This is a genomic window from Actinomyces minihominis, from assembly GCF_900187855.1.
Classification (GTDB): Bacteria; Actinomycetota; Actinomycetes; order Actinomycetales; family Actinomycetaceae; genus Scrofimicrobium; species Scrofimicrobium minihominis.
Genome location: NZ_FYEG01000001.1, coordinates 192,593 through 213,733, shown reverse-complemented (window position 1 = coordinate 213,733; position 21,141 = coordinate 192,593). Strand labels below are relative to the sequence as shown.

Below are 21,141 nucleotides of genomic sequence, written 5' to 3'. Positions count from 1 at the left end.
CTCGCGCGCACCGTAACAACCGGAAGCTGAAAAGAACACAATTATGAGCAGCCACAAGCAAATGGAGCTCTCGGAACTCCTCGCCACGGTCGAACGTGATGTCGCGGTTGAAGCCACGGTCCCCACAATGGCGCGACCCGGACGCGGCACCCTGGTGGTCCCGGAGGGGCTTCGTCCCGCGGTGGTCGCGCTGGCTGCCCGAGAGCGGCGTGAGGCTGGGCTGCACTCGCCGGTCGTGGTTATTACATCTTCGGGTCGCCAGGCCGCCAAGTTTGCTCAGGCAGCTTCCGCCTGGACCGAGGGCGTAGCGGTCATGCCCTCCTGGGAGACCCTGCCTCACGAGCGCCTCTCACCGCAGGTGGACACCATGGCGCGCCGCGCCACGGTTCTGCGTCGCCTTGCCCACCCCGAGCCCTCGGTGGCCGGGGCCGGTCCGATCTCCATTCTCGTGGTTCCGGTGCGCACACTGATGCAACCGCTGATCAGGGGGACGGGAGAGATTGAGCCCGTGCGGGTTCGCGTGGGGGACTGGGTGGATCCGGGCACCCTGCAGGAGCGCCTGGTCGCCCTCGGCTATGAGGCGGTCGACATGGTGGAACGCCGCGGGCAGGTGGCGCTGCGCGGCTCGATTATCGACGTTTTTGTCCCCACCGGTGCCCACCCGATCCGTCTCGACCTTTTTGGGGATGAGGTCGAGGAGATTCGCTACTTCAACCTCTCTGATCAGCGAACCGTTGGTCTGGCCACCGACGGCCTGTGGGCGCCGCCGGCACGTGAACTGCTGCTGACACCGGAGGTACGTTCCCGTGCCCTCACCGCTCAGAAGGAGCTGCCGGGCGCAGCAGAGATCCTCGAACTGGCGGCGGAGGGGATTTACGCGCCCGGCCTCGAGGCGCTGGCTCCATCCCTGGTATCGGGGATGGAGATGCTCTCCGATCTGCTTCCAGATGACTCTCTCTTCGTCCTCGATGAACCCGAACGAACCGTGGCCAGGGGCGCTGACCTTCTGCGTACCGCCGAGGAGTTCCTTTCGGCTGCCTGGGGGAGCGCCGCTGCAGGTGGGGCGATTCCCGTCCTCGCCCGTTCTGCTTCCTTCGTCCCTTTCGATGAGATCTGGGGGCAGGGGGCTAAGCGTGCCTGGTGGGAGTACACCGACCTACCTCCACTTGAGCTTGCCGAGGTCGAACCCGGGGAGGTGGAGGGCCAATCGGATACCGCACAACCCTCGGGGGCTGCCGTCGAGGCCGTGGTCGTCAATGCCCGCCTTGCCAGGGTTGGGGCGCGATCGGTGGCCCCGTACCGGGGCGAGTTTGATCGAGCTACCCATGACCTGCGGGCCCTTGCCCGTGAGGGGTGGCGACTAATCGTCACGGTCCCCGCGGCTGGTGCCGGGCGCCGCATCGTTGAGGTGCTGCGCGAAAATGACGTGGTTGCGAAAATGGTCGACGAGGTTGTTGCCGATGATCCCTCCGGTGTGGTGTCGGTTCTTCCGGCCCCCGGTACCTCCGGATTCGTCATGCACAGCGAGTCTCTGGCCGTCATTACCGAGCAGGACCTGACAGGCCGGGCTGGCGCCAACACCCGTGAGATGCGCAGGCTTCCGGCGAAGCGACGCAAGGGGGTTGACCCCCTGACGTTGAAGATTGGTGACTTCGTCGTTCACTCTCAGCACGGTATCGGTAAGTTCCTCGGGATTGAGACGAGGACGACGGGTAAGGGCGATGAGAAGGTTCAGCGTGACTACCTGGTCATCGAATACCAGGCCTCCCGCAGGGGGCAACCGGGAGACAACCTCTATGTCCCCACCTCATCACTAGACCAGGTTTCGGCCTACTCCGGGTCCGAAGCCCCCAAGCTCTCCAAAATGGGCGGTGCGGACTGGTCCAAGACCAAGCAGAAGGCTCGCAAAGCCGTCATGGAGATCGCTGCCGAACTGGTGCGCCTCTATGCGGAACGGGCCAAGTCAGAAGGGCACGCCTTCGCGCCCGATACGCCCTGGCAGCGTGAACTAGAGGATGCTTTCGAGTACACGGAGACCCCGGACCAGCTGGCAACGGTTGACGAAATCAAGGCGGACATGGAGAAGAGTGTTCCCATGGACCGCCTGTTGACAGGCGATGTTGGCTACGGCAAAACCGAGGTGGCAGTCCGGGCGGCCTTCAAGGCCATTCAGGACAGTAAACAGGTGGCAATCCTCGTTCCGACCACACTCTTGGCCCAGCAGCACTACGACACCTTCGCTGAACGCTACGCGGGGTTCCCCATCCGGGTTGAGCAGCTGTCCCGCTTCACCACCGGGGCTCAGGCAGAGAAGGTCAAGGAGGGGCTGCGGGACGGGAGCGTCGACCTCGTCATCGGTACCCACACCCTGCTGACAGGTTCGGTCCAGTTCAAGGACCTCGGCCTCGTCATCGTCGATGAAGAGCAACGTTTTGGTGTTGAGCACAAGGAGACCCTGAAGGCTTTGCGCACCAACGTCGATGTCCTCTCAATGTCGGCGACCCCTATTCCCCGCACCCTGGAGATGGCGATCTCCGGGATCCGTGAGATGTCGGTCCTGCAGACTCCCCCCGAGGAGCGCCAACCTGTCCTCACATTTGTCGGCCCCTACTCGAACGCCCAGGTTGCGGCCGCTATCCGCCGCGAGTTGCTGCGTGAGGGACAGGTGTTCTTCGTTCACAACCGGGTCGATTCGATTAATAAGGTGGCTGCTGGACTTCAGGAACTGGTTCCTGAAGCACGCATCCGGGTTGCCCACGGCAAGCTGTCGGAAGCCGAACTGGAGAGGGTGATCGTCGACTTCTGGAACCATGAGTTCGATGTTTTGGTCTCCACCACCATCGTGGAAACCGGCCTCGATATCTCCAATGCCAACACGCTGATTGTCGATCGGGCGGACATCTTCGGCCTGTCGCAACTACACCAGTTGCGCGGTCGCGTGGGGCGAGGGCGGGAGAGGGCCTACGCCTATTTCCTCTACAACTCCAACAAGGCCCTCTCAGAGACAGCTCTGGAGCGCCTGCGCACCATCGCAGCCAACACCGACCTGGGAGCCGGCCTCGCAATCGCCCAGAAGGACCTCGAGATCCGCGGTGCCGGTAACCTGCTGGGCGGGGCCCAGTCGGGTCACATTGAGGGGGTGGGCTTCGACCTCTATGTTCGCATGGTGTCCGAAGCGGTGGCCGCATTCAAGGGTGAGGCCGTAGAGGACAACAGTGATGTCCGGGTCGAACTAGCCGTTGATGCTCACCTACCCGAGGACTACGTCCCCGGAGAACGGCTGCGGCTGGAAACTTACGGGCGCATTGCCGCCATCAACTCGGATGCAACCGAAAAGGAACTGCGCGAGGAGCTCACGGACCGCTTTGGCCCGATCCCACGCGAGGTCGACCTCATGATTGCGGTGGCGCGCCTTCGTGAGAAGCTACGGCAGGTGGGGATAACCGAGGCGATCACCCAGGGGCGCTACCTCAGGCTGGGGCCGGTGCAACTACCGGAGTCGAAGGCCCTGCGACTGCAGCGCCTCTACCCGGGAACCACCATCAAACCCGCGGTGCGTCAGGTTCTGGTGCCGATCTCGAAACCCAGCATGAGTTCAGAGGAGACCCCGACAGACGAAACGCTCATCGAATGGGTCGAGGGGCTCATAAGGGTCTTGACTGCGCCGATCGCAAAGGCTCAGCCCCGCTAGGATTCGGAGCCACGACAGGTATGTCACTTTCATCGCTAAGCGTGAACATTTGGGACCTAAGCGGCACGGGGGTGCCGGGAAGTTTGGCGTACACTGGGGAGCGGACTTTTCCGACAGGGGGGCGAAGTGGCTCGGGCCTACAGAATTCGAACTATTGGTAAAGCGGTCGCATCGATCGCCATCGCTTCGGGCGTTGCTCTGGGACTGACGGCGTGTGGCACGTCAGGTTCTCCCGGTACCGCGTTCATCGTCAACGGCGACAGTATCTCTGAAACCGCGTTGACCGACGCGATCACCCAGTGGGCGCAGCTCTCGGGAACTGAGATCCCACGCGACGAAATGGTTGGCTTCCTGGTTGAGACGAATCTGCGTCTGCAGGCAGCCGATGCGGTTGGTATCGAACTCCCAGATGAGGAGATTCAGGCGACCCTTGAGGGCGCGATCGCGCAGCTTGGTTCCGACCTCGACGTAGCTGATGTCGACCCAACGGTGCGGGACATGTTCAAGGACCTGCTGCTGGTCAACACCGTTCGCAGCGGTGCGATCAGCAATGAACAGATCGTTGAGCTTGATACCTTCATCATGGACTCGGACGTCACACTGAACCCCCGCTACGGCACCTTCACCGACGGCTCCATTGTGGGCCCCGGAGATCTTCCCGGCTCTGTAACCGGGAACCTGCTTGAAACCGGCACCGCCGGCTAACTGACTTCTATCCCTACTAGACCTGCTCGACAATCCACAGGAAATAAGGAGAAACACCGTGGCAATGATCGAAGACATTGAAGCACGCGAGATTCTGGACTCACGCGGCAACCCGACCATCGAAGTATCGGTGTACCTCGAAGACGGTGCACAGGGCACAGCCGGTGTCCCCTCGGGTGCATCCACCGGAGCATTTGAGGCTGTTGAGCGTCGCGATGGCGACGAGAACCGCTACCAGGGTAAGGGTGTTCAGGACGCAGTTGACGCTGTTGGCGAGATCCTGGCTCCCGAGATCATCGGACTGGATGCACGTGACCAGCGTGAGATCGACCGTGTAATGATGGAGATTGACGGCACCCCTAACAAGGGCAAGATCGGCGCCAACGCTATTCTTGGTGTTTCGCTGGCCGTGGCCCGTGCCGCTGCAGAGTCCGCAGAACTGCCCCTCTACGAGTACCTGGGTGGCCCGAACGCTCACGTCCTTCCCGTCCCGATGATGAACATCCTTAACGGTGGCTCACACGCTGACACCAACGTTGACATCCAGGAGTTCATGATTGCTCCGATCGGTGCTCCGACCTTCCGTGAGGCACTGCGCATGGGTGCAGAGGTTTACCACACCCTGAAGGCAGTCATCAAGGAACGTGGTCTTTCGACCGGTCTGGGTGACGAGGGCGGGTTTGCCCCCGATCTTCCCTCGAACAAGGCTGCTCTTGACCTGATCGTTGAGGCCATTGAACGAGCTGGTTACAAGCCGGGCGAAGATGTTGCTCTCGCCCTGGATGTTGCCGCCACTGAGTTCTTCAAGGACGGCGCCTACCAGTTCGAAGGCGAAGCGCGCACCACCGAGTACATGGTTGAGTACTACGAGAAGCTGATCTCCGACTACCCCTTGGTTTCCATTGAGGACCCGTTGTCTGAGGACGAGTGGGATGCTTGGAAGCAGCTCACCGATGCCATCGGTGATCGTGTTCAGATCGTTGGCGACGACCTCTTCGTCACCAACCCTGCCCGCCTCGCCCGCGGCATTGAGACCGGCACCGCTAACGCACTGCTGGTCAAGGTGAACCAGATCGGCACCCTGACCGAGACCCTTGAGGCTGTTGAGGATGCACACCGCAACGGCTACCGTTCGATGACCTCGCACCGCTCCGGGGAGACCGGCGACACCACCATTGCTGACCTTGCAGTTGCTACCAACTCGGGCCAGATCAAGACCGGTGCGCCCGCTCGTTCAGAGCGTGTTGAAAAGTACAACCGCCTGCTGCGCATTGAGCAGGAGCTGGGCCAGGATGCCGCCTACGCAGGTAAGTCGGCATTCCCCCGCGCCAAGTTCTAAGTATTTGGCTCGCGCCTAACACCTAGTGGCTGAAGACCCTCGGCATATATTGCCGGGGGTCTTTGGCGTGGTGGATTTGGCATCTGGATCAGATCGGACAAGATTGAACCCATGAGTTCGTCACCCCGCCCCCCGCAGCGCCCTCGCACGCGCAGCATGCTGGATGCTTCCACGAAGCAAACAGTGACGACTCCAAAAGAGGCGAAGGTTGCGCCGCAGGCCTCTGAAGTTCCCTCTTCAACGGGTCCAACTAGGGTGCGTCGTAGCACGGCGAATGGGTTTGGCTACAAACCAGGTACCTCTCGGCCCAGCGGCACAACCCGTCCGACGGGTGCGCGAGAGCAGCGCGCGAAACCAATGCCTCAGAAACCCAGTGAGGCCGGAAAGGCCACGCGGAAGCCCATCCGCATCCACTCAAAGCGTGAGCCGCTGAAGTGGTCGTTTGGTGGCCTGACGGTCTCTGTGAGGCTCCTGGTCGCCTTTGTCATAGTCGCAGTTCTGGTGGTCGTCCTCGTCCCCCTGGGCTTGCAGTGGCTGCGGCAAGAACAGTCATACCACGCTGTGGTAGCCGAGGTTGAGGCGGCTGAGGTCCGGGCGGGTGAGCTCCAGGATCAGCTGGCACGCTGGGAGGACGAGGACTACATCGCGGCCCAGGCACGTGAGCGGATAGGTTTTGTGCGTCCCGGGGAGACCCAGTTCGTAGTCACAGATGCACCGGAGCCTGAGGAATCAACCGATCTCGGACGTGAACATAACAATCTCTCGGGGCCTGAGAAGCCCTGGGCCTGGGTCGTCCTCGAATCCCTGAGAGAGGCGGACCAGCCCTCAACGACCGGCGAACTGGCAAAGGCAAATCAGAACGAAGAAAAGGTACAGAGCAATGAGTGAGCAGAACGCCGGGGATGTGAAGTGGACTGACGGACTGGTTTACAGTGACGCCGATCGTGAAGCCATCATCGCCGATCTAGGCCGTGAACCACGGGGGGTGTTCGGGGTTGGCTCACGCACCGTATCCGGGCACCCGCTCGTGCTGGTGACCGCCCCTCGCCTTCCCGACGGCACCCCGTTTCCGACGACCTTCTACCTGACAGACCCGGTGATTACGGTTGCCTGCTCCACCCTTGAGGCCGAGCACTACATGGTGGTGCTCACCGAAAAACTTGCCGAGGACGAGGAGTTCGCCGCAGCCCACCGAGCCGCTCACGAGGACTACATTTCCCGCCGCAACGATATCGCCGAACTCATGGGTACAGGTGAGGTCACGGAGATCGCCGGCATCAGCGCCGGTGGCCTACCCAACCGTGTCAAGTGCCTCCACGCCCTAGTCGGACACTCCCTGGTCGCGGGACCCGGTGTGAACCTGGCCGGTGACATCGCCCTGGAAGAGATGCGTGACAGGGGTCTGATCCCCAGCGGTTACACCACCCTTTTAGCCCTCGAACTGTCGAGGGACGCAGAGAATGATGCCTGAGTTTGTGAGGGCCGCAGCCATAGACTGCGGAACCAACTCCATTCGACTCCTGATTGCCGATCGCCCTGTGGGAGAACTGGGGGCTCGAGACCTGGTTGATGTTGAGCGTGACATGGTGATCACCCGACTGGGTCAGGGCGTTGACCAAACGGGAGCTCTCAACCCGGATGCAATCGAGCGGACTCTGGCTGCAGCGCAGAGCTACCAAAGGCGGATTGAAGAGGCCGGAGCTTCGACCATTCGCATCGCCGCGACCTCTGCCAGCCGCGACGCGAGTAACCGCGAAATCTTCGTCCGGGGCATGCGGGAGATCTTTGGTATTGAACCCGAGGTCATCACGGGTAAGGAGGAGGCCGCACTGTCATTCAATGGTGCCATCTCTTCCCTTCCAACTGACCTGGAAGGCCCCTACCTGGTGGTTGACATTGGGGGAGGCTCGACGGAGTTCGTCCTCGGCAAAGAGGGGGTCGAGCAGTCGGTATCGATGAACATGGGCTCCGTTCGAGTTACTGAACGGTTCGGGCCGGAGCCCTGGACTGCTGACAAGCTCGGGATGGCCCGCAGCTGGATTGACGGTCTGATTGATGAGGCCGCTGTCGAGGTCGACATCCGCCAGGCCGCGACCCTCGTCGGGGTAGCTGGCACAGTCACCTCCATTGCCGCCCTCATCGGTGGGGTATCCGAGTACTCCCCAGAAATCACCCACGGCTTGGTTCCGACCGAGCAGCAGTGGAGTGATGCGATCTCGAGGATGATCAACGATCCGGTCGTGGAGAAGGCCCTGCAGCCCGCCATGCCACCGGGTCGCGCCGATGTCATCGGCGGTGGCGCACTGATCTGGGAGCGAATCCTGGTTCGTCTCGGCGTCATCGCGGATCCGGTGGGAAGCCCAGACATGTGCCCCGTAACGGGTGCTTCTCCAGTCGTGGTCGTTTCGGAACACGACATCCTCGACGGACTGGCTCTGAGCGCCACGCAGCCCGTGTCGTCGTAGTCCGTTTTCACGACTCTGACGGTTATGTCTTAGAGTTGTAGCGCCCGTTTCGGGCAGGCCCCCGTAGCCCAATGGCAGAGGCAGTCGACTTAAAATCGACAAAGTGTCGGTTCGAGTCCGACCGGGGGTACAAACACGCAGGTCAGAGGGGTTTGCTGTTCTCAACTAGCCCCGATGTTCTCAATTTGCTCTCAATTGCAGAGGACGGCGGCCTTATTTTGTACAAAGTAGCGGCCAGTTCATCATCCGCCAGGACATCGAAGTAGAAGCCGACGGTTCGGTTTACTTCACCAGTGACCGAGTAGCTATCAAGGCAACCTTGCAAATGACTACCGCTTACCCACACTAGAAGGCCCCTGCACCATTATCGGCCGCGGGGGCCTTCACCCCGCTAGTGTGGTGGGTATGGACCCGAACTATCCCAGCCCCGAAGACCTCACCTTTGGCGAAGGACCCCTCGGCGAGGTTGCACCAGCAATCGCGGTCGGACCCAAGCGCAAGTACCCACATCTAAAGTTTCAAGGCCCAGGGCTACGCACCAGGATCGAAGATCCCGCGGGGTACATTTCGCTGGTTTGGTCCACCGAGCAGGGCGCCTACGACACCTACTGGGTGGCGGAGGACTTCCCCCTCAACTGGGTCGAGCGACAGAGGGCCCAGAACAGCGCCATCATCGAGATTGGGCAAGCCCTACAGGACGGTGAGGCCGTACAGGAAGCCGTCGATGACTGGCTGAAAGACCGAGACCACACCCCGATCGAAGCCGTCGACCTCGAAGAGTACGGCGCCGAGAGAGAGCGCCTCGCCTTCAGCGCCCCGCCCGAGGCGCCCTTGTAGCCCCGGCAACTTCAAAGCCGAACCAGAGCCGGAGCCGGTAGTCTGAAGGCACCCAGGGGGTACAACCCCCCTAAGGCCGGGTTCCCACCCTACGCCCCAGATAGAGATATCCCCCCCGCGCCTACTACCCCAGCGCGCGCGTGAGAGGCAGGGTGTTTCTGCGTGTCCCGTAGGATTGCGGGATGACAACGTCAGCGGATAGGCCGCTTCCCAGCCGCTCTTCAGTCCATCACGCCCCAGCCAGCCCGGTTTGGTACCGGCGCTGGTCGTTCTGGGCGGGCTTGACGCTGCTGGTCATTGCCGCACTTGTCATTGCGACGGCGCTGGGAACACGTGACAACAGGGTTACCGAGCAGAGTGCACTTCAGTCGGAGGAGGCCATTGTGGTTCCCGAAGGGAACGAGGAAGAGACTCAGAGCGGCCCGGCGGTAGACGTGCAGGAAGATGATCAGCCCGGTGAGAGCACCGCTGGTGTTGACAGCTGTGAAACGGCCCTGATACCCGCTCGCTACTACGCTGCGGAACTGCGGGTCAGTGAGGCCATGGCGCGGATGTTGCTAATGGATGAGGGTGGTGATGCCTTCACCGAGGAGGCCGCGGCCTGCGCCCTCGACTCACTCAACTGGGACTGGGCTGAGAATGCCAAGGTGAAGGCAGTCGATTACAGCCAGGACCCCGACCTCACCGCCGAGGACATCTATGAACTGCTCAGCAGCAAGGACGGGGAAATGTTCACTCCGGAGCAGGCTCGGCAGGCGGTTGAAGCGCTTCGCTGAGTCGCATCTCTTTCTTCCAGCTCATGACTGTGGCATCGGGAAGCCTATCCCGCATCACCGCGATTGCCTCGGGGTTCTGGTCGATGAGGACGAAGCGGCGCCCCAGTTGCTGGGCGGCTGCGCCAGTGGTGCCTGAACCACCGAAAAAATCGAGGACTACGTCGCCCACTTGACTGGAAGCCTGGATGATCCGGCGCAGGATACCCAGTGGCTTCTGCGTGGCGTAGCCCGTTTTCTCCTTGCCGGTGGGGGAGACGATGGTGTGCCACCAGACATCGGTGGGAAGTTTCCCCTTGGCAACCTTTTCCGGGGTGACTAGGCCGGGAGCCATGTAGGGTTCCCGATCGACCTCTTCGGAGTTGAAGTAGTAGGCGCCCGGATCCTTGACGTAAACAAGGATGGTGTCGTGCTTAGAGGGCCACTTCTTCTTGGTGCGGGCGCCGTAGTCATAGGCCCAGATAATCTCGTTCAAGAAGCACTCGCGGCCAAACAGGGCATCAAGAAGCACCTTGGCATAGTGCACTTCCCGGTAGTCAAGGTGCAGGTAGAGGGTGCCGTCGGGGGTGAGTAGGCGCCAAGCCTCCTCGAGGCGCGGCTCCAGGAACTCCCAGTAGTCGGCGAAGCGGTCATCGTAGGAGGTGACCATCTCGACGACCTGCTCGTAGCGCGCGCCCTTGAAACCCACCCGGCCGGAACCGGTGACACGCTTGGAACTGCGAGTTAGACGTGACTGCGTGCGTCCCGTGTTGAAGGGGGGATCGAGGTAAATCAGGCGAAAGGTCTCATCCGGAAAGGAAGAGATGACCTGGAGATTATCGCCCTCGACTATGAGGTCACGACTGGAAGTGGTCTGCATAGACCCACCTTAACTGAAAGCCCCGGCCTGTCCGCCTTGAGCGTATTGCCGAGGGCGGAAGGCGTGGCATGAATGGGTCGAGATGTGGAAACCTTGGGGTAGTACCTCAAGACTTGGGAGCATTAATGTCGAATCCGGTTTTTAGTCGCATGGAAGACCAGTGGGCGGCTCAGTCTGCCGCGGCCACACAGACGGCGCAGACCACCCACCCACCGGTTTATGACCAGAAGGCATTTGAAGAAGCACGCCAGTCGTATCAGGGCAGGTCTGCGGATGCCGTCGATACGGGTCGCATGACCTATGACGATGTCATCGTTAAGACCTCGTTGAACCTGATCGTCCTCATCGCATTTGCGGCGGGATCATGGTTCATAACCGCTCAGAACCTGGCGCTCGCCACCCCGCTGATGATGGGTGGCATTCTGCTTGGTCTAGTTGCCGCGATGGTCAACATTTTCTCGAAGACAATTCGTCCGGGGCTGATCCTGACCTACTCGGCACTTGAGGGAGAGGGCCTGGGTGCGCTGAGCATGGTGACGGAGATGTGGGCGCCGGGTGTGGTCCTTCAAGCTGTGGTAGCCACCTTCGCTGTCTTCGGTGTGACACTGGCTCTGTTCGCTTCGGGTAAGGTCCGCAACTCCCCGAAGATGCAGCGGTTCGCCCTCATCTCGATTATCGGCCTCATCGTCTCCCGACTGCTGATCTTCGTCCTCGGCCTTCTCGGTGCGCCCATCGGGGGCATCGACGGTCCCAGCATTTTGGGTTTCCCCCTCAGCGTGGTTCTTTCGGTATTTGCCGTGTTCATCGGAGCCATCTGCCTGATCTCAGACTTTGACCAGGTCCGCATCGGCGTGCAGAGGGGCGTGCCGGCAAAGTACGCCTGGATGAGTGCGTTCGGAATGATGGTCACCATCGTGTGGCTCTACATCGAGATCCTCAATATTCTTTCGCGAATGCAGTCGCGTTAGCAACGAATCTGACCTGCTCAGAAACCCACACAAGGCGACCTGGTCGCGGAAGGAAAAGCATGGAAAACGTACAGGTAACCGGCGAGTTCGGCGACAAGCCGGTCATTACATTCTCAGCCCCCACGCCCCCGGAGGGACTCGTTGTTGAGGTCCTCGAAGAGGGTACCGGAGACATTGTCGAGGCCGGAGATACCATCGTCTGCAACTACCTGGGGCAGAGCTGGAACGGCAGCGTCTTTGACAACTCGTACGACCGCGGTGCTCCGCTCGACTTCGGAATCGGTGTCGGCATGGTCATCGCAGGTTGGGATGAAGGACTGGTCGGACAGCGCGTCGGTTCACGCGTCCTTCTCTCCATCCCCTCAGAGCTGGGCTACGGACCCCGCGGTGTACCTCAGGCAGGTATCGCAGGCGGTGCAACCCTGGTCTTCGTCACCGACATTCTCGAGACCATCAAGCGTTAGAAAACACCGCTAGGGCACTCCACTCCGTTGAATCCGTGGTTGCAGTAACCGTGGGGATTCTTGTGGAGGTAGCCCTGGTGGTACTCCTCTGCCAGGTAGAAAACCGGTGGGGGTGGGGAGTGGATCTCCGTTGCAATCGGTGGCATGCCGGCAGCGATGATCCGCTCCTCATAGGCTGACTTGAGCAGTTGAGCGACCTCGAACTGCTCAGCAGTGGTCGTCCAGATAGCGCTGCGATACTGGGTGCCTAGGTCGTTCCCCTGCCTGTTCACCTGGGTCGGGTCGTGGTTCTCAAAGAACACAGCCAGAAGCTCCTGGGTGGTGACACGCTTCGGGTCATAGATGACCCGAACGGTCTCAGCGTGCCCCGTGAATCCAGTACAGACCTGGACGTAGGTGGGGGCTGTTGACTTGCCTCCCATATAGCCCGTCGAGGTGAGGATGACGCCCGGCGTCTCCCACATAAATCTCTCAACACCCCAAAAACAGCCTCCGGCCAGGAAGATCTCAAGGTTGCCGTCCTCGGCCTGCATGTCCAAAGGCGTCCCTAGTACAACATGGGTACCCGATGTATCAGCCATAATGATCCTTAGGTTCTGACGGTTACGTTGGTTCTATCCTTGCATCTCCCTTGACTGGGATCGATAGTCCGCCAGCATTTACACCAAGCAGTGAGGGTCAAGATGAGTCAAGAGACAAGTTCCAAGCGCGAACACCTGGTTAGCGAAAAGAGCATTTCTGAACACGTCAGTCTGCCTCTTCGCGTCGCCGCGGCCTGGAGCTGGCGAATCCTGATCATGCTCGCTACCCTCGCCGTCCTCGTCTGGCTGATGCGTTACGTCAAGGACCTGGTGATTGCCTTCCTGGTGGCGCTGCTCCTCGCTCTGCTGCTGGCACCCCTAGTGAGTTTCCTGCGTCGCAAGGCGAAGATGGGGAAAGCCTCGTCGGCAGCCGTGGGGTTACTGTCGGGCCTGCTCATCGTCCTCGGCCTGATGACGCTTGCGGCCACACAGCTGGTGGTTCAGCTCCCTACGTTGACCAGCCAGGCACTCACAGGCATCAACTCCCTGTTGACAGCGATTCAGGACGGCGCTTTGGGGATAGACGTTTCGTTCCTCGACTCCTATCTTGAGGACTTCCAGTCCGACCTGATGCTGCTGGTCAAGAACTACGGGGGGCTTATCGCGACGGAAGCCTGGAGTGTCGCGTCATCAGCGGCTGGGTTCGCTGCTTCCTCCCTAATCATGCTGTTCACCTTGTTCTTCCTGCTCAAGGACGGGCGGGGCATGTGGGTGTGGTTCGTCCGCTGCCTCCCGAAGCAGTGGCGCCACCAGACGAATGAAGCCGGGATCCGCGGGTGGGTTACTCTCGGCTGGTACATCCGTACTCAGCTCAAGGTTGCAGGCATTGATGCCATAGGAATTGGCCTTGGCGCGTTGGCCCTTGGGGTGCCGGCCGCAGTTCCGATCATGGTGCTGGTGTTCTTCTTCTCCTTCATACCCATCATCGGAGCCTTCATATCGGGTGCTGTCGCGGTTCTGCTCGCGCTGGTCAACAATGGTCTCACCAGTGCGATTATCATGCTGGTGGTAGTTTTGGCGGTCCAGCAACTAGAGGGTAATGTTCTGCACCCCTGGCTCATGTCCAGTGCGGTTTCTCTACACCCGGTTGCCGTGGTCATGGCAGTGACTGCCGGGGGTACGGTCGCGGGCATTGTCGGTGCTGTATTTGCGGTTCCGCTTCTCGCCTTCATCAATGTGACGTCGATGTACCTGCACGGTCATGACATGTACCCCGACCTTGCTGTCGATGTAGACAGGCCCGGTGGCCCACCCGGCTCCCTTGACGAACAGATAGCGGCCTCGTACAAGGTGGCGCACGCAGTTAAGAAGTCCAGTCGGCTGCGCGGTAACGCCGATGACGGCAAAGTGGAGATTGACCCGGCGGTTCCGGCTGCTGCGGCTGAAGAGGCCTGAGGAAGTTAATAGGCATACGAGAGGGCCGGTCCGAGAACATTCTTCTCAGACCGGCCCTCTTCTCTGTCTTTGCTTAGCCCTTGTAGGGGGTTGCCGAAATGACCTCGACCTTAATCGACTTTCCCGCGGGGGTGTCATATGAGGTCGTCTGTCCCGCGGCTACACCAATCAGGGCCTTTCCGATGGGTGCGGTGGGGGAGTAGACCGACATGTTCAGGCCCTCTCCGGCGTCGCGGGCGCCAAGCAGGAATGTCTCTTCGACCCCGCCGATCTTGGCTACCACCACCATCCCTGGCTCAACCACACCGTTGTCTTCTGGGATGGCGCCGACTTCAGCGTTTCGCAGGAGTTCTTCGAGCTGGAGGATGCGGGTTTCATTCATCGACTGCTCTTCGCGCGCAGCCTGGTAGCCGCCGTTTTCGCTGAGGTCGCCCTCACGTCGTGCGGCCTCAATTAGCTGGGCAATCTCGGGGCGGCGCACATCGCGGCGCTGATCGAGTTCGCCTTTTAGTTTGTCGTACTGACCCTGAGTCAGCCAAGTTTTGTCTGCCATGGGTGCGATCTTACGCCCGTATTCGGGTCAGTGAGGCATTGGCGCGGTCCCATGGGGAACTGAGGGCCGTCCTCGGCAATCAGGTCAGGACTGCGATGTAAGCAGCGACGCAGTGGCAGGCCCAGGCGAGCACGGTGAAGACATGGAAGATCTCGTGGAAACCGAACCATTCAGGCCAGGGGTTGGGCTTGCGGAGGGCGTAGGCAACGGCGCCAATGGTGTAGAGGACGCCGCCGGCCGCGAGCAGAATAACCATTGCAGCACCGCCCTTCTGCCAGAGTTCAGGCAGGAACCAGATGGCGGTCCAACCCAGCAGCACGTAGATGAGGGTGGAGAGCCAACGTGGTGCCTTGGGCCAGAGCAGGTTGATGGCGATCCCTAGGAGGGCCCCGATCCAGACCAGCGTCAAAAGGGTGACGCGACTGCTGCCGTGAAGTGTCCCCACGGTAATTGGGGTGTAGGTGCCCGCAATAAGCAGGAAGATGTTGGAGTGATCGAGGCGTTTCAGAACCATCTCGAACTTCGGAGTCCAGTAGAACAGGTGGTACAGCGCTGAGATCCCGAAGAGGATAAACGAGGACGCCATGTACACGACCGATGCCCACTTCAACCCAGTGGTGGGGGCAAGGACGACGAGGACGATGGACGCGGCTAGTGACAGTGGCGCAGCTGCGAAATGAACCCATCCGCGCATACGTGGTTTTCTGGTCACGGGGTGTCCCGGTATCCAGGCGACGGGCTGTCTAGAAGCTACTGGCATGTGGATCCTCTCCGGTTCATTAGGCTACATCATTACCCAATGCTCCAGCTCCGCACGGGCACAGTTTCCCCGCCTTTCTCCCCCGAAGTGGTGACGTTGGGTGGGATTGCAATGTTCAATACCGGTGGTTGGGTACAGTTGTTCTGACCGACCTAAGGCAGGAATCATGCAGGGGAATTTTCTTTACGAAGTCTATGAGTTTCGCCTGCAACGATCACTCGACCGAGAGAGTCTTCCCCGCCATATTGGGGTCATTCTGGACGGTAATCGGCGGTGGGCCAAGGCTGGTGGTTCGCCGGCTTCTGAGGGACATCGTGCCGGGGCTGGAAAGGTCTTGGACTTTCTGAAGTGGGCCAACGAGGTTCATACCGAAGTCGTTACGCTGTGGTTACTGTCCACCGACAACCTTTCGCGCTCCTCAACAGAGATAACGGAACTGCTCGTCATTATTGAGCAGCTGGTAGCTCGCCTGGTTGAGACCGGAGAGTATCGGGTGAACATTGTCGGTGATATGACTCTGCTCTCCCCGGAGTTTGTCGAGGCAGTGAATGCCCACAGCGCGAAGACAGAGACCCTTGAGAATGCCATGCAGGTCAACATCGCGGTTGGCTACGGGGGACGCCAGGAACTTGTTGATGCCATGAGGGGTGTCCTTGAGGATGCGGCTCAGAAGGGGCTCACCATCGAGGACGTGGCGAAGTCGCTGAAGGTCGCGGATATTACCGAGCATCTTTACACACGGGGGCAGCCGGATCCCGACCTCATCATCAGGACCTCCGGTGAGCAGAGGCTTTCAGGATTTCTGCTCTGGCAGTCTGCACACTCCGAGTACTACTTCTGTGAGACCTTCTGGCCGGACTTCCGGAAGGTTGATTTTCTTCGAGCCCTGCGTTCGTTCTCCCAGAGGGAACGGCGGCACGGCAAATAGGGGTCTAGCGACCTAGTTCCACAGCCCATGGTGGGTTGGCTCCGCGGCGCTGAACGACAATCGAGGCCAGTTTGCTGGCGTCACTGAGTATCGACAGCAGCTGCTCATCGCTGAGGTCCCGAACTGCCTGGGCAGCTTCGCGTCCCACGAGGTCCCTGCGCCACAGCGCATCAATCAGGCCCCCCATGAAAGTGTCACCGGCACCAACCGTGTCAACCACCGACACTGATTCTGGCATCAGCTCAGCCTTGGCGCCCTGTGAGGTCCAAGCCACCGGTCCCTCACCGCCCCGGGTGACCACCAGGAGGGCTGGCGAGAAGCGCTCCATCCACTGCTTGGCAGAGTCGAGCGGATCCTGCTGCGGGAACAGCCACTCAAGATCCTCATCAGAAACCTTCACAACATCACTCTGAGTCACAAACGCCTCTATAGTGGCTCGAGCCTCTTCCCGTGAACCCATGAGGGAGGGCCGAGCATTCGGATCATATGTTGTCAGTGCCGTCTCACGTGCCCGCTTGAAGGCATCCAAAACTGCATTGCTGCCAGGCTGGATGACGGATGCAATCGAACCGGTATGTGCGACTAATGCAGTGTCGGGAACAGTTATGGGGACCCTGGGAGCCCAGTCAAGCTTGAAGGTGTATGTGGCCGCCCCCTGCTCATCCAGGTACGCCTCGGCTGTGGAGGTTCGAGCAGCACCCGAGCTGGCACTGTCGATTCGAACTTGAGAGTCCTCAAGGTGTTCGCGAATCTGCCTCCCGAACCTATCGGGACCAATCCAGGTCACCAGGTCGACACTGAGTCCAAGCCTGCCGAGGGCGAGTGCGACGTTGGCGGGTGAACCACCGGGAACTGCTTCGGCATCTTCGATGCTATGTCCCGAATGGATGACAAGATCCATCAGGGCTTCGCCAATCACAAGAACCGATGGGGTTACTTCACGGCCCACTGCCTACTCCACTTCGACTAGGTCTACTGCTGGTTGGTAACAGCCTCAATCTGAGCGGAGGCCGCGTCGAGGATAGCCTTGCAACGACCCGCAAGCGCCTCACCTCGCTGCCATAACTCTAGGGTATTTTCGAGGGGGATTGAGCCGGCCTCTAGGGCCTGGACAATCTGCTTGAGCTCGGCTTTTGCGGCTTCGTAGGGGAGGGTGGCGGGATCCGGGAGGGCTGCCACGGGGTTATCAGTTGTCATCTTCTTACTCCTGTGATTCGGCGTCGGTGGGCTGGGGTGTAATAAAGGATCCGGTGGGGTTTGAACCAACCACGTTGGCTACGAAGGTTCCCTGAGAGAGCATGCCCTCGATGAGGGTTCCGCTCTTGATTTCCTCGGCACTGCGAATGATCTTCTTAGATGAGGTACGCAGAATGGAGTAGCCGCGTTCCAGTGTTCCGGTGGGAGAGAGTGTCCTGAGCATTCCCGTCAGCTGTGCCAGTTCCGACTGGTTCTGCGACAGGGTTCTCTGTGCTGCGGCCCTCAGGCGAATCACAGCCTGCTCAAGTCCGGCGGCCTGCTGCTCAATCGTTGCTGTCGGCCTCTGCAGGACCGGGGACCTCATCAGGAGGTTTAGAATCTCCCACTCCCGAGTCACCATGCGTCCTACGGCCGCACTGCCCCTGACCCGGTAGTGGTGGACTTCCTTCAGTTCCTCGCGGTAATCAGGCACGATTCGCCGGGCTGCATCCGTTGGGGTAGAGGCCCGATAGTCGGCGACGAGGTCGAGCAGGGGCGCGTCGCCCTCATGCCCGATGGCCGAAACGATCGGGGTGGTGGCATTGGCAGCCGTTCGGACAATGCGCTCATCTGAAAATGGCAGCAGATCCTCAACTGACCCACCCCCGCGCGCCACAACGATCACGTCGATCTCAGGAATCGCATCGAGCTCTTCTATCGCACTGGAAACCTGGTGCACCGCGTACTGTCCCTGAACTGCGACCTCACGAATCTCAAACTGGGCCATGGGCCAGCGAACCCGAGCATTTTCTAGGACATCATCCTTCGCCTTGGCATCCCTACCGCAGATCAATCCGATGCGTCGGGGGATAAAGGGGAGGGGCTTCTTCTGGTCGGCGTTGAACAGTCCCTCTGCTGCTAGCTGCTGTCGCAGCTTTTCAATCTGGGCCAGAAGTGAACCGAGTCCCTGCAGGCGGATCTCTTTAGCCTGGAGGGAGAGCGTCCCCCTCTTCTCCCAGAATGACGGTTTGACACGAACCGCAACGCGAGCGCCCTCCCCGAACCCATCACCACTGCTGGCGACAATGCCACCAAATGCGGTGACCTGCATGGACACGTCCTCGTTTACATCCCGCAGGGTGAAGAACGAAACCTGGGTTGAGCCACGTGGGTTGTACTGAACGACCTGTCCTTCAACCCACAGCTCAGACATCTTTTCCACATAAACACGGATGTTGCTGGTGAGCAGGCGAAGCGGCCACGGGTTTTCCGCAGTCGTCTCACGTGCTGTCCTGGCAAGACCGTTCGGTGGAACATGGTTACTGGTCATGAAAGCAGTCTGCCACGTGGCTCCGACACCAAAGGAAACCGGCGACAGGGCGTGAGGCAGTCAGCTGTTCGCAACTCCACTGTCAGTAACTCCCAATCGTTCGATAGATTGGGGGTATGAACTCACAGGTCTCAGCCAGTGTGGATGGCAAGCGAATCCTCCTAGCAGCCCCCCGGGGCTACTGCGCCGGTGTTGACCGCGCTGTCGAAGCAGTCGAGAGGGCCTTGCAACTGCACGGTGCCCCCGTCTACGTGCGCAAGGAAATCGTCCACAACAAGTACGTCGTTGAAACCCTGATCGATCGCGGTGCGATCTTCGTTGAGGAAGTCGATGAGATCCCCGAAGGTGCCGTGACGGTCTTTTCCGCCCACGGTGTCTCCCCCCAGGTTCACGCAGATGCCGCGGTACGTAACCTACGCACCATCGACGCCACCTGCCCGCTGGTGACCAAGGTCCACCGAGAGGCCGTGCGCTTCGCTGACAAGGACTACGACATCATCCTGGTCGGGCACCGGGGCCACGAAGAAGTAGACGGAACCTACGGTGAGGCTCCCGATCACATTCAGATTATCGGCTCCCCGGATGAGGTCGATGATGTCGTGGTGCGTGATCCCGCCCGAGTGGTGTGGATTTCGCAGACCACACTCAGTGTTGATGAGACGCTGGAAACGGTGCGTCGCCTGCGGGAACGCTTCCCTCTGCTGATTGATCCGCCCTCGGACGACATCTGCTATGCCACTCAGAACCGCCAGGATGCCGTCAAGGCCATCGGGGCGCGCGCTGATGTCATGGTCGTGGTTGGCTCCGCGAACTCCTCCAATTCTGTTCGACTTGTCGAGGTTGCTCTCGATGCCGGTGCGGGCGCTTCCTACCGCGTTGACATGGCCAGCGAACTTGACCCCGCCTGGTTCGAAGGTGTCACCACGGTCGGTGTCACCTCCGGTGCCTCTGTGCCGGAAATCCTGGTCAAGGACGTTATTAAATGGCTGCAGGACCGTGGTTTTGGCGAGGTCGAGGAGGTGCGCACCCAGGTCGAAACCATCACCTTTGCCCTGCCGCGCAACCTGAAGAACGACCTCAAGAACAAGGGACTGCTGCCCCTTCACGTCAAGGGACGCGCCCCGGCCCCTAACCACACGCGCTAGGAACCCTCAAGAAATACTCGTTCGCTGAGCCGGTTCTCACCGAATCGGCTCGGTGAAACGGGCTCGTCCTCGCCTAGACTTGTGGCGTGTCTTTGACTATTGGAATCGCGGGACTGCCCAACGTTGGCAAGTCGACCCTGTTTAACGCCCTCACTCGCGCCACCGTTCTGGCTGCGAACTACCCGTTTGCGACCATTGAACCCAACATTGGGATCGTGCCGCTTCCGGACCCCCGCCTCGGCCAGCTTGCTGAGCTCTACGGTTCCCAGAAGCTGGTTCCCGCTGTCGTCTCCTTCGTTGACATCGCGGGAATCGTTCGCGGTGCTTCGCAGGGTGAGGGGCTTGGCAACCAGTTCCTGGCCAACATCCGTGAGGCCGACGCGATCTGCCTGGTGACCCGCGTCTTTGCTGATGAGGACGTCGTTCACGTCGACGGTCGCATCAACCCTGAAGACGATATCGAGACCATCACCACCGAGCTTCTGCTGGCTGATCTGCAGACGATCGAAAAGGCCATTCCCCGCCTTGAAAAAGAGGTGCGTGGTAAGAAGACCGAGAAGATCGTTCTCGACACCGCGGTTGCCGCCCAGAAGCTACTGTCTGAGGGCAAACTTCTGTCCGGAGCAGAGGGAGCCAAACTGGATCAGGACGCCCTGCGCACCTTCCAGCTGATGACTTCCAAGCCGTTTATCTACGTCTTCAACATGGACCAGGATGGTCTTGAGGACGAAGCACTGCAGCAGCAGCTGACAGACCTGGTGGCCCCCGCTCCCGCGATTTTCCTTGACGCGCAGCTTGAGGCTGAACTTGTCGAACTTGATGAGGACGAGGCCCGTGAGCTTCTGGCTGAGACCGGTCAGGAAGAGTCCGGCATGGACAAGCTGGCTCGCGTTGGTTTTGACACCCTTGGCCTGCAGACCTACTTGACTGCCGGACCCAAGGAAGCACGCGCCTGGACCATCAAGAAGGGTGCAACTGCGCCCGAGGCCGCAGGTGTTATCCACACCGACTTCCAGAAGGGCTTCATTAAGGCCGAGGTCATTGGCTTTGAAGACTTGCTTGCACACGGCACCATGACTGAAGCGCGCTCCAAGGGCAAGGTCCGCATCGAAGGCAAGGACTACGTGATGGCCGATGGTGACGTGGTTGAATTTCGTTTCAACGTGTAGCAC

21 protein-coding genes and 1 tRNA gene are annotated in these 21,141 nt (G+C 60.3%); 15 read left to right on the top strand and 7 right to left on the bottom strand.

Annotated elements, in window-relative coordinates; translation table 11 throughout:
* Positions 1-61 precede the first annotated feature (61 nt).
* The 9 genes from mfd (at position 62) to CS903_RS01030 (ending at position 9,813) form a co-directional block, all read left to right on the top strand.
* Positions 62-3,691, top strand: a complete 3,630-nt coding sequence (gene mfd / locus CS903_RS01070; protein ID WP_099331697.1) for a transcription-repair coupling factor — start codon at positions 62-64, stop codon at positions 3,689-3,691.
* A gap of 126 nt (positions 3,692-3,817) precedes the next feature.
* On the top strand, positions 3,818-4,396 hold the full coding sequence (locus tag CS903_RS01065) for a SurA N-terminal domain-containing protein (protein WP_099331696.1): 579 nt from the start codon (positions 3,818-3,820) through the stop codon (positions 4,394-4,396).
* 58 nt (positions 4,397-4,454) lie between these two features.
* Positions 4,455-5,735, top strand: coding sequence for a phosphopyruvate hydratase (eno, locus tag CS903_RS01060; RefSeq protein ID WP_099331695.1), 1,281 nt, complete (start codon positions 4,455-4,457; stop codon positions 5,733-5,735).
* A 111-nt stretch (positions 5,736-5,846) separates the two neighbouring features.
* Positions 5,847-6,623: an FtsB family cell division protein gene (locus tag CS903_RS01055; RefSeq protein WP_099331694.1), complete on the top strand. Its 777-nt coding sequence runs from the start codon at positions 5,847-5,849 to the stop codon at positions 6,621-6,623.
* Complete coding sequence (locus CS903_RS01050) at positions 6,616-7,206, top strand: DUF501 domain-containing protein (RefSeq protein WP_099331693.1); 591 nt, start codon at positions 6,616-6,618, stop codon at positions 7,204-7,206. The genes CS903_RS01055 and CS903_RS01050 overlap by 8 nt, the downstream gene beginning before the upstream one ends.
* Positions 7,196-8,200: a Ppx/GppA phosphatase family protein gene (locus CS903_RS01045; RefSeq protein ID WP_242491683.1), complete on the top strand. Its 1,005-nt coding sequence runs from the start codon at positions 7,196-7,198 to the stop codon at positions 8,198-8,200. Before CS903_RS01050 ends, CS903_RS01045 begins: the two co-directional genes overlap by 11 nt.
* A 57-nt stretch (positions 8,201-8,257) precedes the next feature.
* Positions 8,258-8,330 (top strand) — tRNA-Leu (locus CS903_RS01040).
* A gap of 275 nt (positions 8,331-8,605) precedes the next feature.
* Positions 8,606-9,037, top strand: coding sequence for a hypothetical protein (locus tag CS903_RS01035; RefSeq protein WP_099331691.1), 432 nt, complete (start codon positions 8,606-8,608; stop codon positions 9,035-9,037).
* Between the two features lie 182 nt (positions 9,038-9,219).
* Positions 9,220-9,813: an Ltp family lipoprotein gene (locus CS903_RS01030; protein WP_099331690.1), complete on the top strand. Its 594-nt coding sequence runs from the start codon at positions 9,220-9,222 to the stop codon at positions 9,811-9,813.
* Here CS903_RS01030 and CS903_RS01025 read toward each other — a convergent pair.
* Complete coding sequence (locus CS903_RS01025) at positions 9,770-10,669, bottom strand: DNA-methyltransferase (protein ID WP_099331689.1); 900 nt, start codon at positions 10,667-10,669, stop codon at positions 9,770-9,772. The genes CS903_RS01030 and CS903_RS01025 overlap by 44 nt on opposite strands.
* 125 nt (positions 10,670-10,794) lie before the next feature.
* Between CS903_RS01025 and CS903_RS01020 the strand changes: the two genes are divergently transcribed.
* On the top strand, positions 10,795-11,637 hold the full coding sequence (locus tag CS903_RS01020) for a Bax inhibitor-1/YccA family protein (protein WP_099331688.1): 843 nt from the start codon (positions 10,795-10,797) through the stop codon (positions 11,635-11,637).
* Positions 11,638-11,696: 59 nt separating this feature from the next.
* Positions 11,697-12,101, top strand: coding sequence for an FKBP-type peptidyl-prolyl cis-trans isomerase (locus CS903_RS01015; RefSeq protein ID WP_099331687.1), 405 nt, complete (start codon positions 11,697-11,699; stop codon positions 12,099-12,101).
* Here CS903_RS01015 and msrA read toward each other — a convergent pair.
* On the bottom strand, positions 12,098-12,682 hold the full coding sequence (gene msrA, locus CS903_RS01010) for a peptide-methionine (S)-S-oxide reductase MsrA (RefSeq protein ID WP_099331686.1): 585 nt from the start codon (positions 12,680-12,682) through the stop codon (positions 12,098-12,100). The two genes, CS903_RS01015 and msrA, sit on opposite strands and share 4 nt — an antisense overlap.
* Before the next feature lie 102 nt (positions 12,683-12,784).
* Here msrA and CS903_RS01005 point away from each other — a divergent pair, with 102 nt between their 5' ends.
* Positions 12,785-14,077: an AI-2E family transporter gene (locus CS903_RS01005; protein WP_099331685.1), complete on the top strand. Its 1,293-nt coding sequence runs from the start codon at positions 12,785-12,787 to the stop codon at positions 14,075-14,077.
* Between the two features lie 73 nt (positions 14,078-14,150).
* Here CS903_RS01005 and greA read toward each other — a convergent pair whose 3' ends face one another.
* A complete protein-coding gene (gene greA, locus CS903_RS01000) occupies positions 14,151-14,630 on the bottom strand; it encodes a transcription elongation factor GreA (RefSeq protein ID WP_099331684.1) in 480 nt (159 codons plus the stop codon).
* A gap of 79 nt (positions 14,631-14,709) precedes the next feature.
* Positions 14,710-15,390 carry a PAQR family membrane homeostasis protein TrhA gene (gene trhA / locus CS903_RS00995; protein ID WP_099331683.1) on the bottom strand — a complete coding sequence of 227 codons (681 nt, stop codon included), beginning with the start codon at positions 15,388-15,390 and terminating at the stop codon, positions 14,710-14,712.
* Positions 15,391-15,553: 163 nt separating this feature from the next.
* On the opposite strand from trhA, the gene CS903_RS00990 reads away from it, so the two are divergent.
* Positions 15,554-16,318 carry an isoprenyl transferase gene (locus CS903_RS00990; RefSeq protein ID WP_099331880.1) on the top strand — a complete coding sequence of 255 codons (765 nt, stop codon included), beginning with the start codon at positions 15,554-15,556 and terminating at the stop codon, positions 16,316-16,318.
* A gap of 4 nt (positions 16,319-16,322) precedes the next feature.
* Here CS903_RS00990 and CS903_RS00985 read toward each other — a convergent pair whose 3' ends face one another.
* Genes CS903_RS00985 through xseA form a run of 3 tightly spaced genes read right to left on the bottom strand, consistent with a single transcriptional unit; the run spans position 16,323 to position 18,824 of the window.
* Positions 16,323-17,267, bottom strand: a complete 945-nt coding sequence (locus tag CS903_RS00985) for a carbohydrate kinase family protein (RefSeq protein ID WP_099331682.1) — start codon at positions 17,265-17,267, stop codon at positions 16,323-16,325.
* 23 nt (positions 17,268-17,290) lie between these two features.
* Positions 17,291-17,515 carry an exodeoxyribonuclease VII small subunit gene (locus tag CS903_RS00980; RefSeq protein WP_099331681.1) on the bottom strand — a complete coding sequence of 75 codons (225 nt, stop codon included), beginning with the start codon at positions 17,513-17,515 and terminating at the stop codon, positions 17,291-17,293.
* Between the two features lie 4 nt (positions 17,516-17,519).
* Entirely contained in the window at positions 17,520-18,824 is a 1,305-nt protein-coding gene (gene xseA / locus CS903_RS00975) for an exodeoxyribonuclease VII large subunit (RefSeq protein ID WP_099331680.1), read from the bottom strand.
* 116 nt (positions 18,825-18,940) lie between these two features.
* On the opposite strand from xseA, the gene CS903_RS00970 reads away from it, so the two are divergent.
* Both CS903_RS00970 and ychF read left to right on the top strand, forming a co-directional pair.
* Entirely contained in the window at positions 18,941-19,969 is a 1,029-nt protein-coding gene (locus tag CS903_RS00970) for a 4-hydroxy-3-methylbut-2-enyl diphosphate reductase (RefSeq protein ID WP_099331679.1), read from the top strand.
* A gap of 86 nt (positions 19,970-20,055) precedes the next feature.
* On the top strand, positions 20,056-21,138 hold the full coding sequence (ychF, locus tag CS903_RS00965) for a redox-regulated ATPase YchF (RefSeq protein WP_099331678.1): 1,083 nt from the start codon (positions 20,056-20,058) through the stop codon (positions 21,136-21,138).
* Positions 21,139-21,141: the final 3 nt, after the last annotated feature.

Excerpts from the sequence above, each read along its gene's own strand:
- greA (WP_099331684.1), bottom strand. The coding sequence starts at position 14,630 with ATGGCAGACAAAACTTGGCTGACTCAGGGTCAGTACGACAAACTAAAA.
- CS903_RS01045 (WP_242491683.1), top strand. The coding sequence starts at position 7,196 with ATGATGCCTGAGTTTGTGAGGGCCGCAGCCATAGACTGCGGAACCAAC.
- msrA (WP_099331686.1), bottom strand. The coding sequence starts at position 12,682 with ATGGCTGATACATCGGGTACCCATGTTGTACTAGGGACGCCTTTGGAC.
- CS903_RS00980 (WP_099331681.1), bottom strand. The coding sequence starts at position 17,515 with ATGACAACTGATAACCCCGTGGCAGCCCTCCCGGATCCCGCCACCCTC.
- CS903_RS01020 (WP_099331688.1), top strand. The coding sequence starts at position 10,795 with ATGTCGAATCCGGTTTTTAGTCGCATGGAAGACCAGTGGGCGGCTCAG.
- CS903_RS01035 (WP_099331691.1), top strand. The coding sequence starts at position 8,606 with ATGGACCCGAACTATCCCAGCCCCGAAGACCTCACCTTTGGCGAAGGA.
- mfd (WP_099331697.1), top strand. The coding sequence starts at position 62 with ATGGAGCTCTCGGAACTCCTCGCCACGGTCGAACGTGATGTCGCGGTT.
- CS903_RS01015 (WP_099331687.1), top strand. The coding sequence starts at position 11,697 with ATGGAAAACGTACAGGTAACCGGCGAGTTCGGCGACAAGCCGGTCATT.
- CS903_RS01050 (WP_099331693.1), top strand. The coding sequence starts at position 6,616 with ATGAGTGAGCAGAACGCCGGGGATGTGAAGTGGACTGACGGACTGGTT.
- CS903_RS00970 (WP_099331679.1), top strand. The coding sequence starts at position 18,941 with ATGAACTCACAGGTCTCAGCCAGTGTGGATGGCAAGCGAATCCTCCTA.
- CS903_RS01025 (WP_099331689.1), bottom strand. The coding sequence starts at position 10,669 with ATGCAGACCACTTCCAGTCGTGACCTCATAGTCGAGGGCGATAATCTC.
- xseA (WP_099331680.1), bottom strand. The coding sequence starts at position 18,824 with ATGACCAGTAACCATGTTCCACCGAACGGTCTTGCCAGGACAGCACGT.
- CS903_RS01055 (WP_099331694.1), top strand. The coding sequence starts at position 5,847 with ATGAGTTCGTCACCCCGCCCCCCGCAGCGCCCTCGCACGCGCAGCATG.
- CS903_RS01005 (WP_099331685.1), top strand. The coding sequence starts at position 12,785 with ATGAGTCAAGAGACAAGTTCCAAGCGCGAACACCTGGTTAGCGAAAAG.
- CS903_RS01030 (WP_099331690.1), top strand. The coding sequence starts at position 9,220 with ATGACAACGTCAGCGGATAGGCCGCTTCCCAGCCGCTCTTCAGTCCAT.
- trhA (WP_099331683.1), bottom strand. The coding sequence starts at position 15,390 with ATGCCAGTAGCTTCTAGACAGCCCGTCGCCTGGATACCGGGACACCCC.